The organism is Stenotrophomonas sp. STEN008, from assembly GCF_056760435.1.
Window position 1 is genome coordinate 51484 of sequence record NZ_JBRRET010000017.1, and the last position, 24717, is coordinate 76200.

Consider the following 24717-nt stretch of genomic DNA (forward strand, 5'->3'; position numbering starts at 1 on the left):
CGTGTTCATCCGGGCAGGTGATACGCCGAGCATAGAACCGGCCGCGGTGCCGTGCCCGCTGCAATGCGTCAGGTCAGGGGGCCATCACCGGCCCGCCGCAGGCGACGCGGTGCATCGGAAAATCCATGGCCTTTGCCGGATCGTCCTGTGCGATCTCGATACGTGCGTGCAGGCGCTGCCCAGCGATGCGGCGATAGGTGATCCGTTGCGGGAAATCATTGGCCGGATTCTCGAAGACGACCTCGTCGGCCTCCACCCGGACGGCACTGAAATCAGTAGCGTTGCGGCCGGAGGGCAGCGCGGTGAACACCAGCCGCCCATCGTCGTGCTGGCGCAGCTGCATGAACTCGAAACCCACGGTGCGCCCGTCGCGCAGGCTGCGGCTGCTGCCGAACATCGTTCCGCCGGCCACGGTGGACCACTGCTCACCGGCTCCAGGTGGCTGCCCGTCCAGCTGCCAGCAGCCGGAGAGCCAGCCGAGCTGTTCAATGTCTGCGGTTGCAGCGGCCTGCGCATGGGTGGCGAAAAGCAGCAGAGGCAACACGGCGCGGGCGATCCGGTTCGACATCGTGGGCTCCATGCGCGGGACGGTGGCCCCTGTATAGCGCCGCGCAGCGCCGGCGGCCAGCGCCGCACACAATGACGCCGAATTCGATACGATCTGCGGGTTCCTCCCCCTTCTGCTTGCCCTGGAGTCCGACATGGTGGATCGCCTCGCCGTCCTGCTTGAGCGTTTCGCGGTCACTGCGTCGGTCTTCCACGCCGGTGCACTGTGCGGCATCAACAGCCTGGAGGGGGAGGACGAAGCCGGCCAGCTGCATCTGGTACGGCGTGGACCGGTGCAGGTCAGCCATGGACAACAGACCGTGCAGGTCGAGGTGCCCAGCCTGCTGCTGTACCCGAGGCCGATGCCCCACCGTTTCCAGACCGACCCGCACCTCGGTGCCGACATGGCCTGCGCCAACCTGCATTTCGAAGGCGGCCGGCTCAATCCGATCAGTGCCGCATTGCCTGATTTCATCTGCCTGCCACTGGCGGACCTGCACGGCAGCGATGCGGTGCTGGAATTGCTGTTCGAGGAGGCGTTCGAGCAGCGTTGTGGCCGTGCGGCAATGGTCAATCGTCTGTTCGAGGTGGTGATGATCCAGGTGCTGCGGCAGCTGATGGAAGGCGGTGAGATGCGCGGCGGTCTGTTTGCTGGCCTCGGTCATCCGCGCCTGCGTCTGGCATTGGTCGCGATGCACGAGGCGCCGTCGCAGGCATGGACGCTGGAAGACCTTGCCGACGTCGCAGGAATGTCGCGCAGCGTATTCGCGGCGAGCTTCCGTGAGGCGATGGGCACCACCCCCGGCCAGTACCTGCAGGGCTGGCGCGTAGGCCTGGCGCAGCAGGCCCTGCGCCAGGGCCGACCGCTGAAGCGGATTGCCGACGAGGTGGGCTACGGCAGTGAAGCGGCGCTTTCGCGTGCGTTCAAGGCGCACACCGGGCAATCGCCCCGGCAGTGGCGGGGGCAGGTGCGGACCTCCGCGGCCTGAGCGTTCAGCCCAGCGCGAGGCGGGCCAGCTTCATGCCCACGAACAGGCCGGCCAGTCCCAGCGCGATCGATCCCCCTGCATACAGCGCGGCCAGTCCGTGCTGCCCCCGTTGCAGCAGCAGGCCGATCTCCAGCGAATAGGTGGAGAAGGTGGTGTAGCCGCCGAGGATGCCCGTGGTCAGCAGCAGCCGCAGCTGCGGCGATGCGCCGTTGCGCAGGGCGAAGGCCTCGACGACCGCCCCCATCAGCAGGGCGCCGCTGATGTTGACCAGGAAGGTGGACCAGGGCCATGGACTGCCGACGGCGACCCGCGTGCCGATCAGGTTGCAGGCATGGCGCAGGCAGGCGCCGGCGCCGCCTCCCAGGAAGACCAGGACGTAATTGTTCAGTGCTTGCATGGCGGGCCTCGAGTACGTGTTCGCAGATGCGGAGGCGAACGCGATGGCGGGCACGGCCTGCCATCGACGAACGCCCGGTTCGTCACAGCAGGAGCCATCAGCCATGCCTGGCGGTTATCGGGGGAGCCCCATCCCCATCGGTGACCATGCTACCAGCGCCGACCCGGTCAGGGCAGGGAGGTCATCACCACGCGGGCCACCCTGCTGCGGCTGACGCCATCCATCAACAGTTCGAATGCCAGCAGATCCAGTGCCGCGTGGCGCCGGTGGTCGATCTCCAGGCCCTTCTCGGCGACCAGCACGCTCACCAGTTCATAGGCATCCTGCCAGACATCCAGGTGCGCTTCGCTGGGCATGTAATAGCTGGTGCGTTCGCCGACGCCCCGCCCATGGATGCCGTACAGCAGTTCGCGTGCATCCAGCTTGGCTGCGTCGGCGATCCGGAACAGCTGTTCGGCCTTCACATGTGAGGGGCTGACGTGGTCGTTGAGCCAGTTGCTGATGGTCGCCGTCGTTGAAGCGGCGGCGCGGGCCAGATCGGCCGGGCGTGGGTGCCCGGCTTTCTTCATGGCAATGGCGAGTCGTTGGCCGAGAGTATTCATCTATGCAAGCCAGCTTAACGCGTGGAAGCGAAAGAATCCTTGCCGCAAGAATAAGTCTGGTTAACGACAGGACCGACCATGACCGATTTCTGGAGCAAACGGCAGGTGCGCACGCGCCTGGGATTCCAGACCGACGCCGAGCTGGCGCAGTTCTTTGGCATAACGCGATCCGCTGTGTCGCAATGGCCCCAGGAAGCGCCCATTCCTCCATTGCGACAGTTCATCCTCCACCAGCGCCATCCCGACCTGTTCCCTTGGGCTGAGGCCTCTGAAGACGAATCAAGCTAGGTTGCGTCTGCAAATGTCGTATTTAGCACGCTTTGCGGTATGTGTTAAGCATGCTTATCAATATAGGGAAAATTGATCGAAACCCGCGTTGCGATTGATCGCGCCACGAAGCTGCCTTGGCGACGGAGGCACCACGGCGTCGGGATCGGCCCCTTCTTTTGCCTGTGCCGATCACAGACCGTTATGTGAACGATTAATAATTTCAATCGAAAAAGTCGCCGCATGTAATTGACCTGTCGTGAAATCTGTGACTAATTGAGGTCAACCGGTCGTGAAGCCCGGGAGTCTTTCAGCACGCAAGTGAGTCGGTAGACCGTCAACGATGCAGGACAAGTCCAACGGAGGTCGTATGGAATACGGCATGCATGGCTTGGCTGAACGGGTACGCCGCGAACTGGAAGCCAGCTATCACAAACACGGATGCGGCCCTGCCTTCTGGGACACGTACCAGCAGGTGCTGGACCGGCTTGTCCCGCAGGGGACCGAGCGCACGGAAGTGACCAATGAAATGGCGCTGATCATCGAGCAGCTCGGAATCGTACGGCGTGCCCAGCTGGTGCCTCCGCACGCCAACGGGTCGCGCTGATTCAGAGCAGGTGCCAGGCGCCAGCGCTCAGCAGCACCAGCAGCAACGATGCCAGGACCACGGTCCGCGGTCGCCACCCGCGCCGCGGCTGCCCTGCCATCGTCTGCGGGCTGCAGTAGCGGATCAGTCCCGGACCGAAACCGGCCCGGGACTGTTGCTGCTCGCAGGCATCCAGGCAGGCGCCGCAGGCCAGGCAGTCGGCCTGCGGGCCCTGGCGGATGTCGAGCTGCATCGGGCAGGCGTGGAGACAGGCCGCGCAATCGGTGCAGTCGCCGAGGCGGTCGGCGCTGAAGGTGGGCATGGGGCCGGCCAGCCATGGGTGCGCGGCGCGGAACACGTAGTCCTGCGCGGAGGTCGGATCGAGCAGCCCGCGACCGCGGCCGATCACGCCGCCAAGGCCAGCAGGCCGGGGCCCGCGGGGTTCGCCGCGGCGCGCGTCATACAGCATCCGGGGGGTCTGCGGGTCGACCAGCAACGGCTGTGCGCGCGCGAAGGGGCACAGCGAACGGCAGACCTGCTCCCGCAGGAAGCCGGCGTTGCCCCATGTGGCTGCCGTGTAGAACAGCACCCAGAAGGTTTCCCAGCCACTCCAGCCGCCCTGGACACTGGCGGTGACGAGGCCGGTGATCGGGCTGAACAATCCCACGAAGGTGATGCCGGTCCATAGCGACAGCAGTAACCATGCGGCCTGCGTGGCAGGACGCGCCTGGGCGCGTGGCAGGCGTTGGGCAAGAAAGCTGTCGATCAGGCTGAAGGCGTAGCTCCACACCGTCTGCGGGCAGGCATGGCCACACCAGATGCGGCCGGCGAGGTGGGTCAACAGCGCCAGTGCCATCGCCAGCGCCAGCAGCAGGCCCAGCAGCAGGCCAACGTCGTCGGGCCACAGGGTCCAGCCGAACAGGTCGAAGCGACGTGCGTCCAGGTCCAGCAGCAGCGCCTGGCGGCCGTCCCAGCGCAACCAGGGCAGCCCAAGGAAGCCAACCAGCACACCGAGCCGCAGTGCGCCACGCCATCGCCACGGTGGGGAAGGGGGCCTTGGTGCGTTCATCCCAGAGGCAGCTCATCATCTGCGTCTGCCGGCATCGGCCGCAGCAGATATCCGGTGATCGCGCTGGACAGCGCCGTCACCGCCCAGAACATGAAGAAGCCGACCGTGTAGCCGAGTTCGCGACTGATCGCCGTGCCCGGAAAACTGATGGCCTGAAGGCGCAACGGGTCGACGAAAGCGAAGAACACCACGCTGGCCAGCCCGGCGGCGATGAAACTGGGCCAGAGGATGGCGCCCCAATGCTGGATCAGGCGCTGACGCGGGGACGAAGTGGGTGTATTCATGCGGTCGCGGGTCGGGAAGGGGGCGGCGCGTATACTCCGCCATGGCTGGCGCAGCATCCGCAGGGCATGTTTCCTGCAGGCATGTCAGCCTAGGCGCGCCCACGCGCGCCGACATTGATCTGGATCAACGGCGGTGCCGGCCGGTTGGCGCACCCTGCCGGCAATCGCCTGGTGCCTCAGATGAACGCAACGCCATCGCTCGTCCCGCCTGTCGCCTCGCCCGCGCTGTGTACCGAAGAGGACGTGACCCGTCTGGTCCACGACTTCTATGCACGCGTGCGTGAGGAGGAGCGTCTGGGCCCCGTGTTCGACGCGCATGTGCACGATTGGCCCGGGCATCTGGCGCAACTGGTGGATTTCTGGTCCGCAATGCTCAGGGGAACGCGTCGCTTCAAGGGATCGCCCATGTCCAAGCACATGGCCATCGCCCTGGACAAGGACCTGTTCGACCGCTGGCTCGCGCTGTTCCGGCGCACCACCGCCGAATGCGGCAATCCACCGATGCAGGCGTTGGCCGATGATGTGGCCGCGCGCATTGCGGAAACGTTCTGGCGCCGGTACCAGATGCTGCGCTGGCCGCAGGTGGCGCTGCCGGTGCTGGGCGTTCCTGCGCGGGATTGATCTGGGTCAAGGCGGCACTGACTGTCCGGCGCGATGCTGGCGGCATGGACACGTTCTCTCCCGCTGCCGGCGGCCTGGCCTGGACCTTCGACCCCGATCTGCTGCGCCGGCATGACCGGCCCGGACCGCGATACACCTCGTATCCGACCGCTCCGCACTTCCACGATGGTTTCGGCGCGCCCGCACTGCGCCAGGCGATCGCGGACAGCGACCTGCTGGCGCGCGCGCTGTCGCTGTACGTGCATGTCCCGTTCTGCTCCAGCCCGTGCTTCTACTGCGGCTGCAACCGGGTGATCACCCGTGATCGAAGCCGTGGCCACAGCTACGTCTCACGGGTCCTGGCCGAGGCCGATCTGCTGGCGCCGCAGTTCCAGAAGGGCCGTGAGGTGATCCAGCTGCACCTGGGGGGCGGAACGCCGAATTTCCTGGATGCCGAGGCAATGACCACGCTGATCGACGGCCTTCGCCGGCGTTTTGACTTCAGCTGCTCGGCCGAGCGCGATTTCTCGATCGAGCTTGATCCACGCTTCATCGAAACGCGTGACGTGGCGATGCTGGCACGGCTGGGCTTCAATCGCGCCAGCCTGGGCGTGCAGGACTTCGATCCCTCGGTCCAGGCGTCGATCAACCGTGTGCAGGGTGTGCAGCAGACCTTGGACATCCTGCATGCCTGTCGTGACAGCGGCATGCGATCGGTCAACGTGGATCTCATCTACGGGCTGCCGGGACAAAGCCAGGAAGGATTCGGCCGCACTCTCGAGCAGGTGCTTGCACTGCGACCGGACCGACTGGCGGTGTATGGCTACGCGCACCTTCCGCATCTGTTCCGCGCGCAGCGGCAGATAGACGAGCGCGCGCTGCCCTCGCCGGAGGACAAGCTTGCGCTGCTGGGACTTGCCGTGCAGCAGCTGTCCGCAGCGGGCTACCAGTACATCGGCATGGATCATTTCGCGCTGCCGGAAGAGGATCTTTCGCGCGCCCAGCGCGCTGGCCAGCTGCATCGCAACTTCATGGGCTACACCACCCATGCCGATACCGACCTGCTGGGCCTCGGCGTCAGCGCGATCAGTCATATCGGTGCGACCTACAGCCAGAACCCACGCGACCTGCCGTCCTGGGAGAGTGCGGTCGATCAGGGCCAGCTGCCGGTCTGGCGTGGCGTGGCGCTCAGCGCCGACGATCAGCTGCGCGCAGACCTGATCCAGCAGCTGATGTGCCAGGGAGAGGTCGACGGACGCGCGCTCGGCGATCGCCACGGCATCGTGTTCGACGACTACTTCGCCGAGGACCTGTGCGCCGTGCAACGGCTTCAGGACGATGGCCTGGTCGAGTATCGCGATGGCGTGGTCCGTGCCAGCGAACGCGGCCGGCCGCTTCTGCGCCTGCTGGCGATGTGCTTCGATCCCCATCTGCGTGCAGAGCACGAGCAGCCGCGCTATTCGCGCGCGATCTGAAGTGGTTGGGAGGTTCACGCCACTGCGTGTCGCAAACAGCCCGAAAGCCCTGGTGCCCGGAGCCGGAATCGAACCGGCATGACCTTGCGGTCGGCGGATTTTAAGTCCGATGCGTCTACCAGTTTCGCCATCCGGGCCTGCAGTGCGGCGCCGATTGTAGCCCAGCGGGGGCTCCAGCACCGGCGGCCGGGCATCGCACGGCGCGCTTAACTGTAGCGCCCATTCATGCCATAGTCCCGACCATCGTTCCCAGGGGGGGAGCCACCTGATGTCGCTCTACGCGATCGCCTACGTCAGCGATGCCCGCGCCGATCTGCGGACATCCGATCTTGACCGCCTGCTGGCCGATGCCACGGCGTTCAATCGCGTGGCTGGCGTCACCGGGGTGCTGATGTTCGACGGTACACGCTTCCTGCAGTATCTCGAAGGTCCGCAGGATGGTATCGATTCGGTGTTCCCGCGCATCCTCAATGCCCGCAGCCATACCCAGCTGAAGGTGCTGTGCCGGGCGCCCGTGCCGCAGCGGGCGTTCCCCCGCTGGAACATGGGGACGCGACGCATCGAGGCGGAGCTGCTGGCACAGATCGTCGGTGAGGCGTGGCCGGGGTTGACGCTGGGCAGCGTGGGGTTCGAGCACCTGCTGCAGGCCTGGACCGGGGCCGATGGCGAGCTGGAGCCTGCCGCGGTCGCACTGGGCTCCTGACCTTGGCGACAAGGTCCTGACACCGTTACGCTGTAGCCCTCTTGCGAAGACTTCCCGGAGTGGGCAGCGAATGAGCGTGATGGCCGAAGCGGCGGCAGTGGGCGATCCGCCGCTGCCTGCATGGCGGGTACATTGATGAGCGTGGCGGTGTCGGCGGCGGAAGCGCCCCGGTTCGCGGTGATCGGCCTGGGTTACGTGGGCCTGCCACTGGCGGTGGCATTCGGCCGGGAACAGCCGACGCTCGGCTTCGACATCGACCCCGAACGCATCGCCGAGCTGCGCGCGGGCCAGGACCACACGCTGGAGGTGGAGGCCGGGGAACTCGCCGCTGCACGCCAGCTGGAGTACAGCAGCGACCCTGCGCGGCTGGACGAGTGCAACGTGTACATCGTCACCGTGCCGACGCCCATCGATGCCTACGAGCAGCCCGATCTGGAACCCCTGCGCTCGGCGACGCGGTTGATCGCCAGCCATCTGCGCGCCGGCGATCTGGTGATCTACGAGTCCACGGTCTATCCCGGCACGACCGAGGAAGTCTGCGTGCCCTTGCTGGAGCAGGGTTCGGGCCTGCGATTCAACGAAGATTTCTACTGCGGCTACAGTCCGGAGCGGGTCAGCCCGGGGGACCGCCAGCGCCGTCTGGCGGACATCCGCAAGATCACCTCGGGTTCGACACCGGAGGTGGCGTCGGTGGTCGATGGGCTGTACCGCCGCATCATCGACGCAGGCACCTTCCCGGCGCCATCGATGCGCGTGGCCGAAGCGGCCAAGGTGGTCGAGAACATCCAGCGCGACGTCAACATCGCCCTGGTCAACGAGCTGGCGCTGATTTTCGACCGTCTCGGCATCGATACCCAGGACGTGCTGGACGCCGCGGGCAGCAAGTGGAATTTCCTGCCGTTCCGTCCCGGTCTGGTCGGTGGCCACTGCATCGGCGTGGATCCCTACTACCTGCTGCACAAGTCGGAAAGTGTGGGTTACCACCCGGACCTCATCCACACCGCGCGGCAGGTCAACAACCGTGTCGGCGAGCACGTGGCCATGCGCGTCCTGGCCATGTTGGCCGAGCGCGGGCGGACCGCGGCCCAGGCGCGCGTGCTGGTGCTGGGCGTCACCTTCAAGGAAGACTGCCCCGATCTGCGCAACAGTCGTGCGCTGGAGCTGGCGCAGCGCCTGGCACACGCAGGCGCCCAGGTCGATGTCAGCGATCCATGGGTGGGCCCGGCGGCCTTGGCCGATGCCGGTGTGCGGTGGCTGGCCGAGCCGAAGGCCGGCTGTTACGACGCGGTCGTATTGGCAGTGGCGCATGCCAGTTTCAAGGCGATGGATGAAGCCCGCATCCGCGGCCTGCTGGCGCCCGGCGGCCTGGTGTATGACGTGAAATCGGCCTGGCCGCGCAGCGTGGTCGACGATCGCCTGTAGGCGTTGATGATGGCGGGCGCGGTAGACTCGGCTGCAGTTGCAACCAAGGAACGCCATGCACCGGTATATCGTCTACCTGCTCGCCATCCTGATGTTCCCCGTCTGCCTGTGGCTGGCCGCGATATGGCCTGCCTGGTACTGGGGCGTCGGTCTGACCGCCGCGATGGTGGCGCTGGGGACCTGGGATCTGCTGCAGAAGCGCAGCACCCTGCGCCGCAACTATCCGGTGATGGCGCACTTCAGATACGGGCTGGAATCGATCGGCCCGGAGATCCGCCAGTATTTCGTGCAGAGTGATCTGGAAGACGTGCCCTTCTCGCGCCAGCAGCGTGCACTGATCTACCAGCGTGCCAAGAACGAGATGGATACGGTGCCGTTCGGCACGCTGCGTAGTGCATATGCGGTGGACTACGAATGGATCAACCATTCGCTGGCACCGACCACCATCGCCCGGCACGATTTCCGTGTGCTGATCGGCGCAGGCTGCGCCAAGCCCTATTCGGCCAGTGTGTTCAACATCTCGGCGATGAGCTTCGGCTCGCTGTCGGCCAACGCGATCCGCGCGCTCAACGAAGGCGCACGCCGTGGCGGCTTCTATCACGATACGGGCGAAGGCTCGATCTCGCCGTACCACCGTGAGATGGGCGGCGATCTGGTCTGGGAGATCGGCTCGGGCTACTTCGGTTGCCGCGACGAGAAGGGCGGTTTCAGCGAAGAGCGGTTCGTCGCCAACGCCACCCATGACCAGGTGAAGATGATCGAGATCAAGCTGTCCCAGGGGGCCAAGCCCGGTCATGGCGGCGTATTGCCCGCGCCGAAGGTGACGGCCGAGATCTCCGTGACCCGTGGCGTGCCGATGGGGGTGGACTGTGTATCTCCGTCGCGGCACTCGGCGTTTTCCACGCCGGTCGAACTGCTGCAGTTCGTCGCCCGCCTGCGCGAACTGTCCGGTGGCAAACCGGTCGGCTTCAAGCTGGCCATCGGCCATCCCTGGGAGTGGTTCGGCATCGCCAAGGCGATGCAGGAGACCGGCCTGTTGCCGGACTTCATCGTTGTCGATGGCGCCGAGGGCGGCACGGGCGCGGCACCGGCCGAGTTCGTTGATCATGTGGGCGTGCCGATGCACGAGGCGCTGCTGCTGGTCCACAACACCCTGGTCGGGCTGGACCTGCGCGAGCGCATCCGCATCGGTGCGGCCGGCAAGATCACCAGCGCATTCGACATTGCCCGGACCATCGCGCTCGGCGCGGACTGGTGCAATGCCGGTCGTGGCTTCATGTTCGCACTGGGGTGCATCCAGTCGTTGAGCTGCCACACCGACAAGTGCCCGACCGGCATCGCCACGCAGGACCCGGCGCGCTGGAAGCACCTCGACGCGCCTGACAAGGCCACGCGCGTGCACAGCTACCACGAGCACACGCTGCATGCCCTGAAGGAGCTGTTGTGCGCGGCCGGCCTGAATGATCCGGCCGAACTGGGGCCGGAGCACATCCTGCGCCGCGTGTCGCCGGTGGAGATCCGCTCGCTGGCGACGCTGTATCGCTATCTGGAGCCGGGAGAACTGCTGCGGCGGGTGCCGGATCACGCGGTATTCCATGCGTTCTGGGCAGATGCGCGCAGTGATTCATTCCAGCCGCCGGCGCGGATCCAGGCGCTGAGAGCCAGCAAGTCGCGGTGATGGGGTTCCACACGGAGGTTGCATGCAGTTCAGGACCGGGACGATCGACGATGTCTCGCCGCTGTGGGCCCTGCGCACGAGGTGCGTGCGCGAGACCTGCAGCAGTCACTATCCGCCGGAGGTGATCGCACCCTGGGCGGCGTCGCCGCCGCCGGCGCAGTATCCGCGGCTGTTGTCGCAGGGCGGATGCGTGGTGGCCGAAGGCGGGCAGGGCGAGCTGCTCGGTTTTGGCGTACTTGATATCGATGGAAATGAGGTGGATGCGCTGTTCGTCGATCCGGATCGTGGCGGACAGGGTATCGGCCAGGCGCTGATGCAGCGTCTGCTGGCGCTGGCCGATCCGGGGCGCGAGGCGGTGCTGTCGGCCTCGCTCAATGCCGTGTCCTTCTATCAGCGGCAGGGTTTCATCCGCGAACGCGAGGAAAGCTATCCCCATCCCAGCGGGGTACCACTCGCCTCTGTACGCATGCGAAGGCCGTGGTGAGGCGCTGCTTCCGGTAGCGCCGGGCCACGCCCGCTGCTACCGCAGGCGATTCAGCGTGTGGCCAACCACTGGATCACGCCTTCGGCGGCGCGCAGGCCACTGGCATAGCAGGCCGTCAGCAGGTAGCCGCCGGTCGGCGCTTCCCAGTCCAGCATTTCACCGGCGCAGAACACGCCGGGCAGGGCACGCAGCATCAGCCCTGCATCGAGCGCGTCCAGCCTTACCCCTCCGGCTGTGCTGATCACCTCGGCCATCGGCCGCGGGCGCAGCAGTTTCAGCGGCAGGCGCTTGAGCGTCGCTGCGACTGCAGCAAGATCGTTGCCCGCGTCCTTGCCGAGGTGCTCGAACACGAGTGCCGCTTTCACTGCGTCCACCCCGGCCTGGCGGCGCAGGTGTTCACCGAAGCTGCGGCCCTTGCGTGGACGCGACAGATCGGCCAGCAGGCGTGCTTCATCGCGGCCCGGTGCCAGGTCCAGCCACAATGGCGCACACCCCTCGCGGTTGATGGTTTCGCGCAGGTCGGCCGACAGCGCGTAGATCAGGCTGCCTTCGATGCCATAGTCGCTGGCGACGCATTCGCCCTGCAGTGACCGTGGTTGGCCTGTCAGGTCGATCCAGTGCGCCACCACTGGCTTCAAGGGGGCACCGGCATTGCGCTGGGCGAACAGGGGCGTCCAGTCAACGTCGAATCCGCAGTTGGCGGCCTGCAACGGTGCGATGTCCACGCCGCGTGCCTGCAGCGGTGCCACCCAGGCACCGTCGCTGCCGAGGTGCGGCCAACTGCCGCCGCCCAGCGCCAGCACGGTGGCATCAGCGTGCACGTCGAGGTGGCCGTCTTCGGTGTTGAAGCGCAGCGCGCCGTCGCTGGCCCATCCGCACCAGCGGTGATTCACGTGCAGGCGTACGCCCTGCTCCTTCAAGCGGCGCACCCAGCCGCGCAGCAGGGGCGCAGCCTTGCGATCGACCGGGAACACGCGGCCGGAACTGCCGACATAGGTCTCCACGCCGAGATCGGCGGCCCAGTCGCGCAGTGCCTGCGCGTCGAACCCGTCCAGCCAGCGGCCGACTTCACCGGCCTGCTCGCGGTAGCGGCTGTCGAACAGCGGGCGCGCATCGGAGTGGGTCAGGTTGAGCCCGCCCTTGCCGGCGATCAGGAACTTGCGACCGGGGGAACCCTTGGCTTCATAGAGATCCACGTCCAGGCCGGCAGCGCGCAGGCGCTCCGCGGCGAACAGCCCCGCCGGGCCGCCACCGACGACAGCCACGCGGCGCGGTGCATGCGGATCAGGGTTGGACATCGAGCAGCTCGACATCGAACACCAGCGAGGAGCCCGGCGGGATCGGGCCGGCGCGACGGCTGCCGTAGCCCAGGTCCGGGGGGATCATCAGGGTGCGCTTGCCGCCGACCTTCATGCCGGCCACGCCTTCATCCCAGCCGCGGATGACCTGGCCGGCACCGAGCACGAAGGTGAACGGCTGGCCGCGTCCGACCGAGCTGTCGAATGTCTTGCCATGCTTGCTCTCGGTGCGGTTGTCGTAGATCCAGCCGGTGTAGTGCACGGTGACCTTCCGGCCCGCCACCGCTTCGGCCCCGGTACCGGGCTGGGTGTCGATGCGCTCGAAGGTGGTCAGCGTGCCTCCCGGTGGTGGGCCGGACGGCTCCATCGAGCAGCCGGCAGCAGCAAGGGACAGCAACAGGGGAAGCAGCAGTCGGCGCATCGGGCATCTCCGTCGGGCGCAGGGCGAGGGCGGCAAGGGTAGCGCATCGGCGCCGGGTATCATGGCGCCATGGCCAAACTCCTGCTCAATCTGCGCAATGTCGGCGATGACGAATATGCCGACGTCTGCACCCTCCTGGATCGCCACGGCATCGCCTGGTACCGCACCGAGCCCAGCCCCTGGGGCATTTCCAATGGCGGGCTGTGGCTGCGCGAGGACGGTGATCATGCGCGCGCCAAGGCATTGATGGCCGAGTACCAGGCCGAGCGCGCGCCACGCATCCGGGCCGAGCGTGAGCAGGCCCTGCGTGATGGCACGGCCGAGACCTTCGGCAGCCTGCTGCGGCGCCGGCCGCTGTATGTCGTGCTGGTACTGCTGGCGATGCTGGGCGCTGCTGCCCTGGTGCTGCTGCCGTTCATGCTGCTGCGGGGGTAGGGCGCTCCAGCCGCCGATCATTGACCCCGGGGGCCTGACCCGATGGCGGCCAGGCGCTAAAATGCGCGGATGATCGCCAATACCGCCGCCTATCATTTCACCGCCATCGACGCCCCCGAGGTTCTGTGCGACCAGCTGCTGGCGCGTGCCGAAGCGGCTGGGCTGCGCGGCACGATCCTGGTGGCGGGCGAGGGCCTGAATCTGTTCCTGGCGGGCGCCCCGGCCGCCATCGAGGGCTTCTACGCGGCACTGCGTGAGGATCCGCGTCTGGCCGGAATGCGGGTCAAGACCAGCTTCAGCGAGCATCAGCCCTTCGCGCGGCTCAAGGCCAGAGTGAAGCCGGAGATCATCAGTTTCCGCCGCGATGACGGCCAGCCGCTGGCCTATCCACGCGCGCCGGCGGTCGATCCGGCCACCGTGCAACGTTGGCTGCGGCAGGGCCACGACGATGCGGGAAAGCCGGTGGTGATGCTCGATACCCGCAATCTGCAGGAGGTGGAGTACGGCACGTTCAAGGACGCGCTGGTGCTGCCGATCCACAAGTTCACCGATCTGCCGGAGGCCCTGGCGCCGCACCGCGACGCATTGAAGGACAGCACCGTGGTCAGCTTCTGCACGGGTGGCATCCGCTGCGAGAAGGCCGCACTGTGGATGCTCAATGACGGCATGGACAACGTGCTGCAGCTCGATGGCGGCATTCTCGGCTACTTCGAAGAGGTGGGCGGCGAGGGCTACGACGGGCGCTGTTTCGTGTTCGATGAACGGGTGGCGCTGGATGCGGAGCTCAGGCCGCTGGTGGATGAGCCGCTGCCGGAACCACGCCCCAGCGCCTTCTGAGCGGCTGTCCCGGGCGCCGGTCGTGCACGGCTGTCCGGTCCACCTGGGGAGCTGACCCGCCCGGCAGGAATCAGCGTCCCGCCACCGGCACTGGCCGCCGTGCCGGGCCGACCCCATGCAGAGGGGATCTTTTGACGGAAACCGCCTGATGATCCCGTTGTCGATCCTCGACCTGGCCCCGGTCTGCGAGGGCAGCGATACCACCGCCGCCTTCTCCAACATGCTGGAACTGGCCCAGCATGCCGATGCGCTGGGCTACCGCCGCTACTGGCTGGCCGAACACCACAACATGCCCGGTATCGCCAGCGCGGCCACCGCCGTGCTGATCGGGCACGTTGCCGGTGGCACGCAGCGCATCCGTGTCGGTGCAGGCGGCATCATGCTGCCCAACCATGCGCCGCTGCAGGTGGCCGAGCAGTTCGGCACGCTGGCCTCGCTCTATCCGGACCGCATCGATCTGGGGCTGGGGCGGGCGCCCGGCACCGACCAGCCGACCGCCCGCGCGCTGCGGCGCTATTTCGACAGCGCTGACCAGTTCCCGCAGGATGTGCGTGAGCTGCTGCATTACTTCGAGCCGGTCCAGCCCGGTCAGGCGGTGCAGGCCGTGCCTGGCGGCGGCCTGCGGGTGCCGACGTGGATCCTGGGTTCCAGCCTGTTCGGTGCGCGCATGGCGGCATCGATGGGGCTGCCGTACGCCTTCGCCTCGCACTTCGCCCCGGACGCGATGGATGAGGCGCTGGCAGTCTACCGCCGCGAATTCCGTCCTTCGGCCACGTTGAAGCAACCGCACGCGATGCTGGCATTGAACGTGGTGGCCAGCGACAGCGAAGCCGAATCGCGCCGCCTGTTCACCAGCCAGCAGCAGAGCTTCGTCAATCTGCGCCGGGGGCGTCCCGGCAAGATCCCGGCACCGATCGACGACATCGAATCGTTCTGGGAGCCGCACGAGAAACTGGGTGTCGAGCGGGCATTGGCGTGCACGGTGCTGGGTGATCCGCAGCAGGTGGCCGAGGGTATCGCCGCGTTCGTCGAACGCCATCGACCTGACGAACTGATGCTCACCGCCAATCTGTATGACCATCGCGCGAGGCTGCGCTCGTTCGAGCTGACCATGCGGGCGTGGCACGATCGCCACGCGGGCTGAACGATTGCATCACGGCGCATTGCAGACCTTCCGCGTCTGATGGGGGCTCCCTACCCCTGGAGCTCCCCATGTCGGATTCCCGCGCAGAACACATCGCCCAACTGGCCGAACTGATCAAGGACGTGGAGGTGGCGATGTTCACCACGGTCGGTGTCGATGGTCGCCTGTACAGCCGTCCGCTTGGTACCCAGCAGGTCGCCTTCGATGGTGACCTCTGGTTCGCTACCGCAGCCGACAGCCCGAAGGTGGCGGAGATCGCACTCAATCCGCGGGTCAACGTGGCCTACGCCTCGACGTCGAAGAACACCTATGTGTCGGTGGCGGGCAATGCGCGCATCGTCGACGATCGAGCCAAGGTGGAAGCGCTGTGGTCGCCAGCGATGAAGCTGTTCTTCCCCGGCGGCAAGGACGATCCGAACCTTCGGCTCATCCACGTGCAGGCTGAATCGGCCGAGTACTGGGATGGACCGGGCACGCTGCTGGGCAGGGCGCTGACGTTCGTGCTGTCTGCGGTACAGGATGAGCCAGGCCAGCTTGCCGACAACGGTTTCGTCGACCTGCGTTGATGGGCCCGGTTCAGAACCAGCGCTGGAACAGTTCGACGGTGTAGCTCACCAGTTGGCCGGAACTGAAACCAAAGAACGCGATTGCCGCCAATGCTCCGATCCAGTTGACCAGCATCAGCGCGCCGTCGCGCTCGAGCAGGGCCAGGGAGAACAGCAGCAGCTGGAAGCCGAACAGATAGTTGGTGAACGGGATCGGCAGCGACAGCAGGATGCCCAGCAGGACCAGCAGTGCGCCGGTGAACGCGTGGGCCGGCAGCGGCTTGAGCAGCTGCGGCAGGCGTGGCCTGAGCATGCGGTCCAAGCGCCGCAGCGGGCGGTCGATGCGGTCCAGGAACCGGTGCATGGTGCCGCGCTTCGGCCCGCGGCGGGCAATGAAGCCCGGCAGCCAGGGGCGCCGCATGCAGCACAGCATCTGCAGGCCGATCAGGATCACCAGGGGGCCACTGACCGCACCGCCCAGCCCCGGAATCGGGATGAACGACGGCAGGATCGCCACGAACAGGAAAACGCCGAAGGCGCTCTGCTGCAGATCCTGCAGGATCTGGCCCAGCTTCATGTGCTGGGCCGGATCACCCCAGGCGAACATTTCCAGCAGCGTGCGGATGCCTTCGTTGCGATAGGCAGGTGCTGCGTCGCGCGGGCCGGACTCAGGCGGTGAGCTCATCGGCCTGCTCGTCCGACAGCGTGCGCAGCAGCAGCTTGTCCACACGTGCACCGTCCAGGTCGACGATCTCGAAGCGCCAGCCGGCCCAGTCGAAGTACTCGCCCGCGTGCGGGATGCGGCCGAAGTAGTGGATGCACATGCCGGCCAGGGTGTAGTAGTCGCCCTCTTCGGCGTCGGGAAGCTCGTTGCTGCCGATCAGCTCGCGGAGGTCGTCCACCGGCAGCGAGCCGTCCACCAGCAGCGAGCCGTCCTCACGGGTCACCACCAGTGCGTCCTCGTCGGCATTCTCCACCGCCTGCAGGCGGCCCACCACTGCGCCCATCAGGTCGCTGATGGTGACCAGTCCCTGGATCTCGCCGTATTCGTCGACGACCAGCGCCATCGACTGCTGTTCTTCCCGGAAGATCTCCAGCAGCTTCATCGCATGGGTGGACTCGGAAACGTACAACGGCTCGCGCAGGGTCTGGAACAGCGCGTTGTCGCCGCGTGCCATGCGGGTCGCCAGCGATTTCAGTTCAAGCACACCAACCACATCCATGTCGTTGTCGCGATAGACCGGATAGCGCGAGAACTCATGCTCGGCCATGATTTCCAGGTTGCGGTCCAGGCCGGCCTGCGTGTCCAGCCAGGCGATCCGGTTGCGCGGCGTCATCAGGCTGTCGGCGGTGCGATCGCCCAGCCGCATCACGCGGTTCATCATGTCGCGCTCATGGGTGTCGATCACACCTGCCTCGTGGCTTTCGGCCACCAGCATGCGGATCTCCTCTTCGGTCACCGAGGCGGCTTCGTCCTTGCCCAGGCCAAGTGCCTTCAGCACCAGCTGGGTCGTCCTGGACAGCAGCCAGACGAAGGGCAGGGCCAGTTTGGCCAGCCAGCTCATCGGCATGGCCACCAGGCTGGCAATGGCCTCGGAGCGGGTCAGGGCCAGCCGCTTGGGCACCAGCTCACCAAAGATCAGGGTCACGAAGGTGATGAGGGTCACGGCCAGCGTGGTGCCGACCTGGGAGGCGTAGGTGAAGCCGGGCATCAGGCCCTGCAGCCAGCCGGCAATGGCGTCGCCGATGGCATCGCCGCCCAGGTAGCCGGTCAGCACGCCGATGACGGTGATGCCGATCTGGACCGTGGACAGGAAGCTCTCGGGCTTTTCGGACAGCTCCAGGGCCTTGGCGGCGCGCTTGGAGCTGCCGGCCATCTGCTTGAGACGGCTCTTGCGCGAGGTCATGACCGACATCTCGGACATGGCGAAGAAGCCGTTCAACAGAACCAGCGCGAAGACAATCAGGATCATTTCAAACACGGGCGTCGTCCCCGGTTGGTGGCAGGGAGGGCGGGTGCTTGCGATGGCGGCAGGCGCTCAGGAGCAGAGTCTGGCGCGGCGCTGGGGGATAAGGGTCGTCGTCCATAAGGTGCGCCCGAGGGCGCGCTGGCATCTTAGCAAAGGGCCGTGGCAAGGTGGCAACTGCCTGTTCAGGTTGGCGGGTTCCACCCCCGGAAAGGGGGCGGGGATACCCGAGATGGTCATCTAGCCGTCATAATTCCGTCCGGTGCCGTCCTTCCCGCGACGGCTGACAGGTTTCTCAATGTTCTCTCTGCAGACCATTTTCGGTTCCGGCAAACAGTTCTACACCCTGCTCGATGAGGCTGCCGTCGCGGCCTCCGACGCCGCCAAGGCGCTGCATTCCATGCTGCGCGAGGCCGACCGCCAGCCCGCGCTGGACGCCTTCAAGCTGGCCCGCCTGCGCGAGCGTGCGGCGTCGGACAAGATCAGCCAGGCGCTGGTGGACAGCTTCATGACGCCGATCGAGCGTGAAGACATCGAAGCGCTGGGGTCGGCGCTGTACAAGATCCCCAAGCAGATCGAGAAGTTCGCCGATCGCTATTCGCTGGCCACGACCCACCTGGAGCACATCGACTTCGCGCCGCGCGCGGCGATGCTGGAGCAGGCCGCCGGCGTGGTGGTGGAGATGGTGGCCGACCTGCGCCACATGAACCTGGACCGGATGACCGCGCTCAACGAGAAGCTGCGCTCGCTGGAGAACGAGGCCGACCGGCTGATGCTGGAGCTGTACCGTGACATCTATTCCGGGCGCCTGGACAACCTGCAGATGTTCCTGCTCAAGGAATTCTTCGAGATCCTGGAAAAAGCCATCGACCGCTGCCGCGAGGCCGGCGTGGTGGCGTACCAGATCGTGCTGAAGAACAGCTGACGGACGCCGCCGCATGTTGACCCTCGTCCTGGTGGTGATCCTGGCTGCGCTCGTCTTCGAGTTCATCAACGGCTTCCACGACACCGCCAACTCCATCGCCACCGTGGTGGCGACCAAGGTGCTCTCGCCCGGCTGGGCGGTGATGCTCGCCGCCTTCATGAACCTGATCGGTGCCCTGACCGGTACCGCGGTCGCGCTGACCATTGCGTCGGGCCTGCTCAACACCAACGTGGTCGATGTCACCCCGCAGGTGATCCTGTGCGCCCTGCTGGGCGGCATCATCTGGAACCTGATCACCTGGTGGAAGGGGCTGCCGTCCTCGTCCTCGCACGCGCTGATCGGCGGCCTGTGCGGCGCCGGCCTGGCGGCCGCCCACAACAACTGGGATGCGCTGATCTGGTCCGAACGGCTCGGCAGCTGGGCGCAGAACAAGGGCCTGCTGTGGAAGGTGTTCGTGCCGATGATCACCTCGCCGATTGCCGGCTTCCTGCTGGGCATCGTGGTGATGGTGCTGCTGTGGGGCCTGATTGCCGGTCTGGCCAGGATCGGTGGTGCGATTGGCCGCCTGGCCCGTCCGCGCTGGGTCAATGCCTTCTTCGGCAAGGCGCAGATCGTCTCGGCCGCCTACATGGGCTTCGCACACGGGCACAACGACGCACAGAAGACCATGGGCATCATCGCCATGACCCTGATCGGTGCCGAAGCCACCGGTGCACTGGATAACCTGCCGTCCTGGCTGGCCTTCATGCACCCGGATGCGCAGGCCGGTGACGGCATCGCGATGTGGATCGTGCTGACCTGTGCGGTGGTGATGGCCGCCGGTACCGCTTCGGGTGGCTGGAAGATCATCAAGACGCTGGGCCACAAGATGGTCAAACTGCATCCGATCCACGGCTTCGCGGCGGAGACCAGCTCGGCCACCATCCTGACCCTGGCCGCCCATTTCGGCATGCCGGTCTCGACCACGCACAGCATCTCCACCGCGATCATGGGCGTGGGCTTTGCCAAGAATCCGCGTTCGCTGAAGTTCGGCGTGATCGAGCGCATCGTCTGGGCCTGGATCCTGACCATCCCGGCGGCAGGCGGCTGTGCGTACCTGATCCTGAAGCTGTTCGAGCTGTTCGGCTGGACCTGATGCCAGCAACCCTGGGGTCAGAGCCCTTTCCCTGCAGATAGGGATCTGACCCCGGAAATGAAGAAGCCCGCCGGATTCCGGCGGGCTTTTTTCATGGTCAGATCGTTTTTCCGTATCCAGCGTGTCGACCAAGGTCGACACCCACCAACAGCAGCAGGAACCTCGCCAGCCCACGGAAACCCGGCTTTTGCCGTTGCCGTTGCCGTCAGCGGGCGCCGGGCCGCAGGCGCGGCCGAACCCCTCAGTTGCGCTGGAACAGTGCCTGCACATCCTTGCGGAATGCCGCCTGGCTGTCGGCACGGCTGTAGAACATGTGCCCGCCCGGGTAGCTGCGCACCTGCACGCGGTCCGGGTTGCTGCCCATCGCCGGCATCTGGTCCACGGTCAGGATCGAGCCCATGAACGGGCATGACAGGTCATTCCAGCCGTGCGCGATCAGCACCTGCAGATTCGGATCGATCGCCACCGCCTGGCGCAGCTGGGTCACCGCACCCTGGCGCAGGTCGCCGTTGCGGTCCCACAGCCGGTTCACCTCGTAGTTCAATGCCTGGTAGCGCGCATCGACCTTCCAGCCCACCACGCGGGTGACGAAGTCGACCATCGCGGTGGTGGTCGGCGCGATGATGCTGTCGAGCAGGGGATCGTTGGCGCGCTGTTCCGGATCGTTCGGGAACGGATCAAACGCCGTCACGTTCGAGTCGTAGCGGCTGCCCAGCGTGCCCTTGTCGCGGAACACTTCGCGCAGATAGGCCTGGGTTTCCAGGCGGCCGCCGGCACGACGCACGAACTGCGGGTCCAGCCCGGTCAGCTCGGTGACCCGGCGCAGCATCGCTTCGGTGGCCTGCGGATCGCTGCGGCCCTTCATCAGGGCGGTGGCGTAATCGCCGCGGGTGTACTCGATCACCTCACGCATCGCCGCGTCGGTCAGGCGGCCCTGGCGCTCCAGGTGCGCCGCTGCGATCGACGGCAGCGTCTGCATCCACGCCATCGGCGAGACGTCGGCGTTGTCTTCCAGGGTCGGGCTCAGGTACGGCGAGACCAGCACCAGGCCGTTCATCGCAACGCCCAGCCGCGTCTGCAGGTAGTGGGTGATGCGTGGGCCGCGGTAGCCACCGTAGCTCTCACCGGTGAGATACTTGCGCGACGCCATGCGCTGGTTGCGCAGCAACCAGTCGTAGATCGATCGCGACAGGTACTCGATGTCGGCACTGGGGTTGTACAGCGCCTTCTTGGCTTCGTCATCGCCGATGCGGGCACGGCTGAAGCCGGTGCCGACCGGGTCGATGAAGACCAGGTCGGTGAAGTCCAGCCACGTTCCCGGATTGTCGTGCAGCGTGGCCGGCGCCGACGCGCTGTCGCCCTCCGAGCCGAAGGTCACGACCTTCGGGCCGATGGCGCCCAGATTGAGATACACCGAGGACGCGCCGGGCCCGCCGTTGAGCGCGAAGGTCACCGGCCGGTCCTTGCCGGGCATCGTGTAGGCGGTGAACACCACATCGGCGATCACCTTGCCCTTCTCGTCACGTACCGGCAGGGTCCCCACGGTGGCGGTGTAGTCGAGCGTGCGGCCCGCCAGGCGGATGCTCTGGCGGGTGGAGGCGTCGGCCGGCAGCGCAGGTGCTTCGGTCTTGTCGTCCCTGGCGTCGGGCTTGGATTCGGCGGCGGGCGCGGCCAGCACGCTGGCAGGAGCAATGAGCAGGCCGACGCAGAGCGCGGCAGTGTGCAGCAGGGACTTCATGGCACCGGATCGGCAGCGGAAGGGGGTTTCGATGCTAGGCCTCCAGGGTGCCGCGCCGTATGTGTCCAAAGCCATGGCCGGGCGTTGTCGTCGGTTGCGGCCAGATTGGGTCAAGTGGGCAGGGCGCTCGCGGCTTCGTCATCGGCCAGCAGCCCGTACACAGCCGAGTCCGCCAACTCGCCCTGGATGCGCCAGCGTTGGCGCAGGAGGCCCTCACGATGGAAGCCGAGGCGTTCAAGCACGTGCGCGGAGGCCGCATTGCGCGGATCGATCTCGGCTTCGACGCGATGCAGGCGCAGCGTCCGGGACAGGTAGGCCAGCACCTGCCGCAACGCCTCATGCATGTAGCCCCGGCCCTGGACCTCAGGTGCCAGCAGATAGCCGATCTCGGCACGCGCAGCATCGCGATCGACGGCAAACACCACGCAGATGCCCAGCAACGGCCCTTCCAGCGATTCGCGCACGGCCAGCTTGAGCTGGGTGCCGATGGCGTGTGCGGCGAGGTCGTCGTCGATCTGTTCGCGGGCTTCGCCCGGCCGTGTCCAGGCAGGATGGTTCCACCAGCGCATCACCGCCGGGTTGGATTGCAGCGTGAACAACGCAGCAGCGTCATCACGACGGATCGGGCTCAGGACCAGCCGCGTGCTGTGCAGCGGCAGGCCGGGGAACAGCAGCGAGTGGCTGGGCAATGCGGTGGTCCACGCGGATGAGCGCGCATTATGGACCCGCAGGGTTTGCCGATGGGGGTGTAATGCCCCGGTGGGCGGCCTGAACCGGTACTGCCAGGCCATGCAGCCAGAGCCGTTTCCCGACAGGAAACGGCCCCGGCCCGCGCTGGGGTCAGACTTCCAGCGACGCCAGATCGCCCTTGGTCTCCAGCCAGCCCTTGCGGTCAGACGCCCGCTTCTTGGCCAGCAGCATGTCCATCAGCGAACGGGTCTGCTCGCGATCGTCCACGGTCAGCTGCACCAGGCGACGGGTGTCCGGGTGGATGGTGGACTCACGCAGCTGCGACGGGTTCATCTCGCCCAGGCCCTTGAACCGGGTCACATTGACCGCGCCCTTGATCTTCTCGCGCTCGATCTTGTCCAGCATGGAGCGCTTTTCTTCCTCGTCCAGCGCGTAGAAGACCTGCTTGCCCACGTCGATGCGGAACAGCGGCGGCATTGCCACGAACACGTGGCCGGCGTCGACCAGCGCCGGGAAGTGCTTCAGGAACAGCGCCGTCAACAGGGTGGCGATGTGCAGGCCGTCCGAGTCGGCGTCGGCCAGGATCACCACCTTGCCGTAGCGCAGGCCGCTGATGTCATCCTTGCCCGGATCGCAGCCGATGGCGATGGCCAGGTTGTGCACTTCTTCCGAGGCCAGCACGCTGTTGGAGGAGACTTCCCAGGTGTTCAGGATCTTGCCGCGCAGCGGCATGATCGCCTGGAAATCCTTGTCGCGTGCCTGCTTGGCGCTGCCGCCTGCCGAATCACCTTCCACCAGGAACAGTTCGGTACGCGACAGGTCCTGGCTGATGCAGTCGGCCAGCTTGCCCGGCAGGGCAGGGCCCTGGGTGACCTTCTTGCGGACCACCAGCTTTTCGGTCTTCAGGCGTGCGCTGGCGCGCTCGATGGCGATCTGCGCGATCTTCTCGCCCAGTTCCACGTTCTGGTTCAGCAGCAGGCTGAATGCATCGTGCGCGGCACCTTCCACGAAACCGGCGGCCTGCCGCGAGGACAGGCGTTCCTTGGTCTGCCCGCTGAACTGCGGATCGGTCATTTTCAGCGACAGCACGAACGACACGCGGTCCCACACGTCTTCCGGCGCCAGCTTCACGCCACGCGGCAGCAGGTTGCGGAAGTCGCAGAACTCGCGGAGCGCCTCGGTCAAGCCGGTGCGCAGGCCGTTGACGTGGGTACCGTGCTGGGCAGTCGGGATCAGGTTGACGTAGCTTTCCTGGACCAGCTCTCCTTCCGGCAGCCAGGCCACGGCCCAGTCCACCACTTCGGTGTCCTTCTTCAGGTTGCCGACGAACAGGTCGGCCGGCAGCATTTCGCGCTCGCCCAGCTCCAGCTTCAGGTAGTCGCGCAGGCCGTCCTCGTAGTACCAGGTGTCGACTTCGCCGGTGGCTTCGTCGGTCAGCTTCACGGTCAGGCCCGGGCACAACACCGCTTTGGCGCGGAGCAGATGCTTGAGCGCGCGCACCGCGAACTTCGGCGTATCGAAGTACTTCGGGTCGGGCCAGAAGCGCACGCGGGTACCCGTGTTCTTCTTGCCGACCGTGCCCACCACTTCCAGCGGCGTGGCGCGGTCACCGTTACGGAAGGTGATGCGGTGTTCGGCACCTTCGCGCTTGATGTGCACCTCCACCAGGGTCGACAGCGCGTTGACCACGCTGACGCCGACGCCGTGCAGGCCGCCGGAGAAGGTGTAGTTGTTGTTGCTGAACTTGCCGCCCGCGTGCAGGCGGGTCAGGATCAGCTCGACACCCGGGATCTTCTCTTCCGGATGGATGTCCACCGGCATGCCACGGCCGTCATCGCTGACCTCCACGCTGCCGTCCTTGTACAGGGTGATCTCGATCGAGCGGGCGTGGCCGGCGAGGGCCTCGTCCACCGAGTTGTCGATCACTTCCTGCGCCAGGTGGTTGGGGCGCGCGGTGTCGGTATACATGCCGGGACGGCGCTTGACCGGGTCAAGGCCGGACAGGACTTCAATATCGGCGGCGTTATAGCGGGCGTTCATCTATGTTCTAAAGCGCGGAGCGACGCGCAAGTGTGCGGTCTGGGCGGCGAATTTGCACGCCTGCGGTTCAGCCTCGCCACCGGGGAGGGGGTAAAATGGCAGCCGCTGGAATCCGGACGCCAGCGTCCCCATGTCCCAGCCATACCGCGAGGAGGACTCCATGAAGAAGTTGCTGACCGTTGCGATCCTGGCCGCTGCCGCCGTTGCGGTGCCGCTGGTGATGGCGCAGAACGCCGGCCAGCCGGCCCCGCAGCAGGGTGACCAGGCCGACAAGGCACAGGCCGAAGCCGACGCCAAGGCCAAGCGCCGCGCGCAGGCCAATGCGGAGCTGAAGGCCAAGGGCCAGCCGGTTCCGCAGCAGGAAGAAGAGGAAGAGGCGCGCAAGAAGCGCTGAGCGCACGCGCACCCTCTCTTTCCCACGGAAGCCCTGTAGAAGCGGG

At 66.5% G+C, this 24717-nt stretch carries 28 protein-coding genes, 1 tRNA gene and 1 riboswitch; of the genes, 16 read left to right on the forward strand and 13 right to left on the reverse strand.

Annotated elements, in window-relative coordinates; translation table 11 throughout:
• Nucleotides 1–73: 73 nt before the first annotated feature.
• Nucleotides 74–568 (reverse strand): DUF6265 family protein, encoded by a 495-nt coding sequence (locus tag ACVOME_RS10325; protein ID WP_053520305.1) that lies wholly within the window; start codon nucleotides 566–568, stop codon nucleotides 74–76.
• Between the two features lie 133 nt (nucleotides 569–701).
• Here ACVOME_RS10325 and ACVOME_RS10330 point away from each other — a divergent pair, with 133 nt between their 5' ends.
• On the forward strand, nucleotides 702–1535 hold the full coding sequence (locus ACVOME_RS10330; protein WP_128989011.1) for an AraC family transcriptional regulator: 834 nt from the start codon (nucleotides 702–704) through the stop codon (nucleotides 1533–1535).
• Between the two features lie 4 nt (nucleotides 1536–1539).
• Here the strand turns inward: ACVOME_RS10330 and crcB are convergent, their stop codons facing one another.
• Nucleotides 1540–1932 (reverse strand): fluoride efflux transporter CrcB, encoded by a 393-nt coding sequence (gene crcB / locus ACVOME_RS10335; protein WP_322523493.1) that lies wholly within the window; start codon nucleotides 1930–1932, stop codon nucleotides 1540–1542.
• An 81-nt stretch (nucleotides 1933–2013) separates the two neighbouring features.
• Nucleotides 2014–2077: riboswitch (Fluoride riboswitch) on the reverse strand.
• 22 nt (nucleotides 2078–2099) lie between these two features.
• A complete protein-coding gene (locus ACVOME_RS10340; RefSeq protein WP_053520302.1) occupies nucleotides 2100–2501 on the reverse strand; it encodes a hypothetical protein in 402 nt (133 codons plus the stop codon).
• 111 nt (nucleotides 2502–2612) lie between these two features.
• On the opposite strand from ACVOME_RS10340, the gene ACVOME_RS10345 reads away from it, so the two are divergent.
• Entirely contained in the window at nucleotides 2613–2822 is a 210-nt protein-coding gene (locus ACVOME_RS10345) for a helix-turn-helix domain-containing protein (protein ID WP_053520301.1), read from the forward strand.
• A 349-nt stretch (nucleotides 2823–3171) separates the two neighbouring features.
• Nucleotides 3172–3408, forward strand: coding sequence for a hypothetical protein (locus ACVOME_RS10350; RefSeq protein WP_019337197.1), 237 nt, complete (start codon nucleotides 3172–3174; stop codon nucleotides 3406–3408).
• Between the two features lies 1 nt (nucleotide 3409).
• Here ACVOME_RS10350 and ACVOME_RS10355 read toward each other — a convergent pair whose 3' ends face one another.
• On the reverse strand, nucleotides 3410–4456 hold the full coding sequence (locus ACVOME_RS10355) for a 4Fe-4S dicluster domain-containing protein (RefSeq protein ID WP_481505060.1): 1047 nt from the start codon (nucleotides 4454–4456) through the stop codon (nucleotides 3410–3412).
• Nucleotides 4453–4740: a hypothetical protein gene (locus tag ACVOME_RS10360; RefSeq protein ID WP_053520310.1), complete on the reverse strand. Its 288-nt coding sequence runs from the start codon at nucleotides 4738–4740 to the stop codon at nucleotides 4453–4455. The genes ACVOME_RS10355 and ACVOME_RS10360 overlap by 4 nt, the downstream gene beginning before the upstream one ends.
• 180 nt (nucleotides 4741–4920) lie before the next feature.
• Here ACVOME_RS10360 and ACVOME_RS10365 point away from each other — a divergent pair, with 180 nt between their 5' ends.
• Nucleotides 4921–5361, forward strand: a complete 441-nt coding sequence (locus ACVOME_RS10365; RefSeq protein WP_065175929.1) for a group III truncated hemoglobin — start codon at nucleotides 4921–4923, stop codon at nucleotides 5359–5361.
• Nucleotides 5362–5405: 44 nt separating this feature from the next.
• Nucleotides 5406–6815, forward strand: a complete 1410-nt coding sequence (hemN, locus tag ACVOME_RS10370) for an oxygen-independent coproporphyrinogen III oxidase (RefSeq protein ID WP_481505061.1) — start codon at nucleotides 5406–5408, stop codon at nucleotides 6813–6815.
• A gap of 50 nt (nucleotides 6816–6865) precedes the next feature.
• Here the strand turns inward: hemN and ACVOME_RS10375 are convergent.
• A tRNA-Leu gene (locus ACVOME_RS10375) sits at nucleotides 6866–6952 on the reverse strand.
• Nucleotides 6953–7083: 131 nt separating this feature from the next.
• Here ACVOME_RS10375 and ACVOME_RS10380 point away from each other — a divergent pair.
• The 4 genes from ACVOME_RS10380 to ACVOME_RS10395 all read left to right on the forward strand — a co-directional run bounded on the left by ACVOME_RS10380 (nucleotide 7084) and on the right by ACVOME_RS10395 (nucleotide 11102).
• Nucleotides 7084–7518, forward strand: coding sequence for a BLUF domain-containing protein (locus ACVOME_RS10380; protein WP_065174913.1), 435 nt, complete (start codon nucleotides 7084–7086; stop codon nucleotides 7516–7518).
• 135 nt (nucleotides 7519–7653) lie between these two features.
• Nucleotides 7654–8940, forward strand: a complete 1287-nt coding sequence (locus ACVOME_RS10385) for a nucleotide sugar dehydrogenase (protein WP_368865218.1) — start codon at nucleotides 7654–7656, stop codon at nucleotides 8938–8940.
• Between the two features lie 55 nt (nucleotides 8941–8995).
• Nucleotides 8996–10618 carry an FMN-binding glutamate synthase family protein gene (locus tag ACVOME_RS10390; protein ID WP_459040570.1) on the forward strand — a complete coding sequence of 541 codons (1623 nt, stop codon included), beginning with the start codon at nucleotides 8996–8998 and terminating at the stop codon, nucleotides 10616–10618.
• Nucleotides 10619–10640: 22 nt separating this feature from the next.
• Nucleotides 10641–11102, forward strand: coding sequence for a GNAT family N-acetyltransferase (locus tag ACVOME_RS10395; RefSeq protein WP_481505062.1), 462 nt, complete (start codon nucleotides 10641–10643; stop codon nucleotides 11100–11102).
• 50 nt (nucleotides 11103–11152) lie between these two features.
• Here ACVOME_RS10395 and ACVOME_RS10400 read toward each other — a convergent pair whose 3' ends face one another.
• Together ACVOME_RS10400 and ACVOME_RS10405 are read right to left on the reverse strand one after the other, a co-directional pair.
• Nucleotides 11153–12400 (reverse strand): TIGR03862 family flavoprotein, encoded by a 1248-nt coding sequence (locus tag ACVOME_RS10400; RefSeq protein ID WP_481505063.1) that lies wholly within the window; start codon nucleotides 12398–12400, stop codon nucleotides 11153–11155.
• Nucleotides 12387–12821, reverse strand: coding sequence for an FKBP-type peptidyl-prolyl cis-trans isomerase (locus ACVOME_RS10405; RefSeq protein WP_053519803.1), 435 nt, complete (start codon nucleotides 12819–12821; stop codon nucleotides 12387–12389). The genes ACVOME_RS10400 and ACVOME_RS10405 overlap by 14 nt, the downstream gene beginning before the upstream one ends.
• A 69-nt stretch (nucleotides 12822–12890) precedes the next feature.
• Between ACVOME_RS10405 and ACVOME_RS10410 the strand changes: the two genes are divergently transcribed.
• The 4 genes from ACVOME_RS10410 (at nucleotide 12891) to ACVOME_RS10425 (ending at nucleotide 15803) form a co-directional block, all read left to right on the forward strand.
• Nucleotides 12891–13256, forward strand: coding sequence for a DUF6164 family protein (locus tag ACVOME_RS10410; protein ID WP_053519804.1), 366 nt, complete (start codon nucleotides 12891–12893; stop codon nucleotides 13254–13256).
• Nucleotides 13257–13325: 69 nt separating this feature from the next.
• Nucleotides 13326–14093 carry a sulfurtransferase gene (locus ACVOME_RS10415; RefSeq protein WP_053519805.1) on the forward strand — a complete coding sequence of 256 codons (768 nt, stop codon included), beginning with the start codon at nucleotides 13326–13328 and terminating at the stop codon, nucleotides 14091–14093.
• A 148-nt stretch (nucleotides 14094–14241) separates the two neighbouring features.
• Nucleotides 14242–15237, forward strand: a complete 996-nt coding sequence (locus ACVOME_RS10420; RefSeq protein ID WP_053519806.1) for an LLM class flavin-dependent oxidoreductase — start codon at nucleotides 14242–14244, stop codon at nucleotides 15235–15237.
• Nucleotides 15238–15305: 68 nt separating this feature from the next.
• Nucleotides 15306–15803: a pyridoxamine 5'-phosphate oxidase family protein gene (locus tag ACVOME_RS10425; protein WP_053519807.1), complete on the forward strand. Its 498-nt coding sequence runs from the start codon at nucleotides 15306–15308 to the stop codon at nucleotides 15801–15803.
• Between the two features lie 10 nt (nucleotides 15804–15813).
• Here ACVOME_RS10425 and ACVOME_RS10430 read toward each other — a convergent pair whose 3' ends face one another.
• Together ACVOME_RS10430 and ACVOME_RS10435 are read right to left on the reverse strand one after the other, a co-directional pair.
• Complete coding sequence (locus ACVOME_RS10430; RefSeq protein ID WP_322523500.1) at nucleotides 15814–16467, reverse strand: exopolysaccharide biosynthesis protein; 654 nt, start codon at nucleotides 16465–16467, stop codon at nucleotides 15814–15816.
• Nucleotides 16451–17755 carry a hemolysin family protein gene (locus tag ACVOME_RS10435; protein WP_065174920.1) on the reverse strand — a complete coding sequence of 435 codons (1305 nt, stop codon included), beginning with the start codon at nucleotides 17753–17755 and terminating at the stop codon, nucleotides 16451–16453. Before ACVOME_RS10435 ends, ACVOME_RS10430 begins: the two co-directional genes overlap by 17 nt.
• A gap of 292 nt (nucleotides 17756–18047) precedes the next feature.
• Between ACVOME_RS10435 and ACVOME_RS10440 the strand changes: the two genes are divergently transcribed.
• Together ACVOME_RS10440 and ACVOME_RS10445 are read left to right on the forward strand one after the other, a co-directional pair.
• On the forward strand, nucleotides 18048–18674 hold the full coding sequence (locus ACVOME_RS10440; RefSeq protein ID WP_004152833.1) for a DUF47 domain-containing protein: 627 nt from the start codon (nucleotides 18048–18050) through the stop codon (nucleotides 18672–18674).
• A gap of 13 nt (nucleotides 18675–18687) precedes the next feature.
• On the forward strand, nucleotides 18688–19809 hold the full coding sequence (locus ACVOME_RS10445) for an inorganic phosphate transporter (protein ID WP_053519810.1): 1122 nt from the start codon (nucleotides 18688–18690) through the stop codon (nucleotides 19807–19809).
• Nucleotides 19810–20050: 241 nt separating this feature from the next.
• Here ACVOME_RS10445 and ACVOME_RS10450 read toward each other — a convergent pair whose 3' ends face one another.
• From ACVOME_RS10450 to parE, 3 genes are all read right to left on the reverse strand, one after another.
• Nucleotides 20051–21547, reverse strand: coding sequence for a S10 family peptidase (locus ACVOME_RS10450; RefSeq protein WP_111186062.1), 1497 nt, complete (start codon nucleotides 21545–21547; stop codon nucleotides 20051–20053).
• A 110-nt stretch (nucleotides 21548–21657) separates the two neighbouring features.
• The gene (locus tag ACVOME_RS10455; RefSeq protein WP_481505064.1) at nucleotides 21658–22236 is read right to left on the reverse strand and encodes a GNAT family N-acetyltransferase; all 579 of its coding nucleotides are present in this window, start codon (nucleotides 22234–22236) and stop codon (nucleotides 21658–21660) included.
• Nucleotides 22237–22387: 151 nt separating this feature from the next.
• A complete protein-coding gene (parE, locus tag ACVOME_RS10460; RefSeq protein ID WP_053519719.1) occupies nucleotides 22388–24277 on the reverse strand; it encodes a DNA topoisomerase IV subunit B in 1890 nt (629 codons plus the stop codon).
• A 160-nt stretch (nucleotides 24278–24437) separates the two neighbouring features.
• On the opposite strand from parE, the gene ACVOME_RS10465 reads away from it, so the two are divergent.
• The gene (locus ACVOME_RS10465) at nucleotides 24438–24671 is read left to right on the forward strand and encodes a hypothetical protein (protein WP_481505065.1); all 234 of its coding nucleotides are present in this window, start codon (nucleotides 24438–24440) and stop codon (nucleotides 24669–24671) included.
• Nucleotides 24672–24717: the final 46 nt, after the last annotated feature.

What these genes read in the sequence shown, in the direction of transcription:
- ACVOME_RS10340 (WP_053520302.1), bottom strand. Translation starts at nt 2,501, where the DNA reads ATGAAGAAAGCCGGGCACCCACGCCCGGCCGATCTGGCCCGCGCCGCC.
- ACVOME_RS10405 (WP_053519803.1), bottom strand. Translation starts at nt 12,821, where the DNA reads ATGCGCCGACTGCTGCTTCCCCTGTTGCTGTCCCTTGCTGCTGCCGGC.
- ACVOME_RS10360 (WP_053520310.1), bottom strand. Translation starts at nt 4,740, where the DNA reads ATGAATACACCCACTTCGTCCCCGCGTCAGCGCCTGATCCAGCATTGG.
- parE (WP_053519719.1), bottom strand. Translation starts at nt 24,277, where the DNA reads ATGAACGCCCGCTATAACGCCGCCGATATTGAAGTCCTGTCCGGCCTT.
- ACVOME_RS10395 (WP_481505062.1), top strand. Translation starts at nt 10,641, where the DNA reads ATGCAGTTCAGGACCGGGACGATCGACGATGTCTCGCCGCTGTGGGCC.
- ACVOME_RS10420 (WP_053519806.1), top strand. Translation starts at nt 14,242, where the DNA reads ATGATCCCGTTGTCGATCCTCGACCTGGCCCCGGTCTGCGAGGGCAGC.
- ACVOME_RS10355 (WP_481505060.1), bottom strand. Translation starts at nt 4,456, where the DNA reads ATGAACGCACCAAGGCCCCCTTCCCCACCGTGGCGATGGCGTGGCGCA.
- ACVOME_RS10325 (WP_053520305.1), bottom strand. Translation starts at nt 568, where the DNA reads ATGTCGAACCGGATCGCCCGCGCCGTGTTGCCTCTGCTGCTTTTCGCC.
- ACVOME_RS10345 (WP_053520301.1), top strand. Translation starts at nt 2,613, where the DNA reads ATGACCGATTTCTGGAGCAAACGGCAGGTGCGCACGCGCCTGGGATTC.
- ACVOME_RS10330 (WP_128989011.1), top strand. Translation starts at nt 702, where the DNA reads ATGGTGGATCGCCTCGCCGTCCTGCTTGAGCGTTTCGCGGTCACTGCG.
- ACVOME_RS10465 (WP_481505065.1), top strand. Translation starts at nt 24,438, where the DNA reads ATGAAGAAGTTGCTGACCGTTGCGATCCTGGCCGCTGCCGCCGTTGCG.
- ACVOME_RS10410 (WP_053519804.1), top strand. Translation starts at nt 12,891, where the DNA reads ATGGCCAAACTCCTGCTCAATCTGCGCAATGTCGGCGATGACGAATAT.
- ACVOME_RS10440 (WP_004152833.1), top strand. Translation starts at nt 18,048, where the DNA reads ATGTTCTCTCTGCAGACCATTTTCGGTTCCGGCAAACAGTTCTACACC.
- ACVOME_RS10400 (WP_481505063.1), bottom strand. Translation starts at nt 12,400, where the DNA reads ATGTCCAACCCTGATCCGCATGCACCGCGCCGCGTGGCTGTCGTCGGT.
- ACVOME_RS10350 (WP_019337197.1), top strand. Translation starts at nt 3,172, where the DNA reads ATGGAATACGGCATGCATGGCTTGGCTGAACGGGTACGCCGCGAACTG.
- ACVOME_RS10450 (WP_111186062.1), bottom strand. Translation starts at nt 21,547, where the DNA reads ATGAAGTCCCTGCTGCACACTGCCGCGCTCTGCGTCGGCCTGCTCATT.
- ACVOME_RS10435 (WP_065174920.1), bottom strand. Translation starts at nt 17,755, where the DNA reads ATGATCCTGATTGTCTTCGCGCTGGTTCTGTTGAACGGCTTCTTCGCC.
- ACVOME_RS10390 (WP_459040570.1), top strand. Translation starts at nt 8,996, where the DNA reads ATGCACCGGTATATCGTCTACCTGCTCGCCATCCTGATGTTCCCCGTC.
- ACVOME_RS10445 (WP_053519810.1), top strand. Translation starts at nt 18,688, where the DNA reads ATGTTGACCCTCGTCCTGGTGGTGATCCTGGCTGCGCTCGTCTTCGAG.
- ACVOME_RS10415 (WP_053519805.1), top strand. Translation starts at nt 13,326, where the DNA reads ATGATCGCCAATACCGCCGCCTATCATTTCACCGCCATCGACGCCCCC.
- ACVOME_RS10430 (WP_322523500.1), bottom strand. Translation starts at nt 16,467, where the DNA reads ATGAGCTCACCGCCTGAGTCCGGCCCGCGCGACGCAGCACCTGCCTAT.
- hemN (WP_481505061.1), top strand. Translation starts at nt 5,406, where the DNA reads ATGGACACGTTCTCTCCCGCTGCCGGCGGCCTGGCCTGGACCTTCGAC.
- ACVOME_RS10385 (WP_368865218.1), top strand. Translation starts at nt 7,654, where the DNA reads ATGAGCGTGGCGGTGTCGGCGGCGGAAGCGCCCCGGTTCGCGGTGATC.
- ACVOME_RS10425 (WP_053519807.1), top strand. Translation starts at nt 15,306, where the DNA reads ATGTCGGATTCCCGCGCAGAACACATCGCCCAACTGGCCGAACTGATC.
- crcB (WP_322523493.1), bottom strand. Translation starts at nt 1,932, where the DNA reads ATGCAAGCACTGAACAATTACGTCCTGGTCTTCCTGGGAGGCGGCGCC.
- ACVOME_RS10365 (WP_065175929.1), top strand. Translation starts at nt 4,921, where the DNA reads ATGAACGCAACGCCATCGCTCGTCCCGCCTGTCGCCTCGCCCGCGCTG.
- ACVOME_RS10380 (WP_065174913.1), top strand. Translation starts at nt 7,084, where the DNA reads ATGTCGCTCTACGCGATCGCCTACGTCAGCGATGCCCGCGCCGATCTG.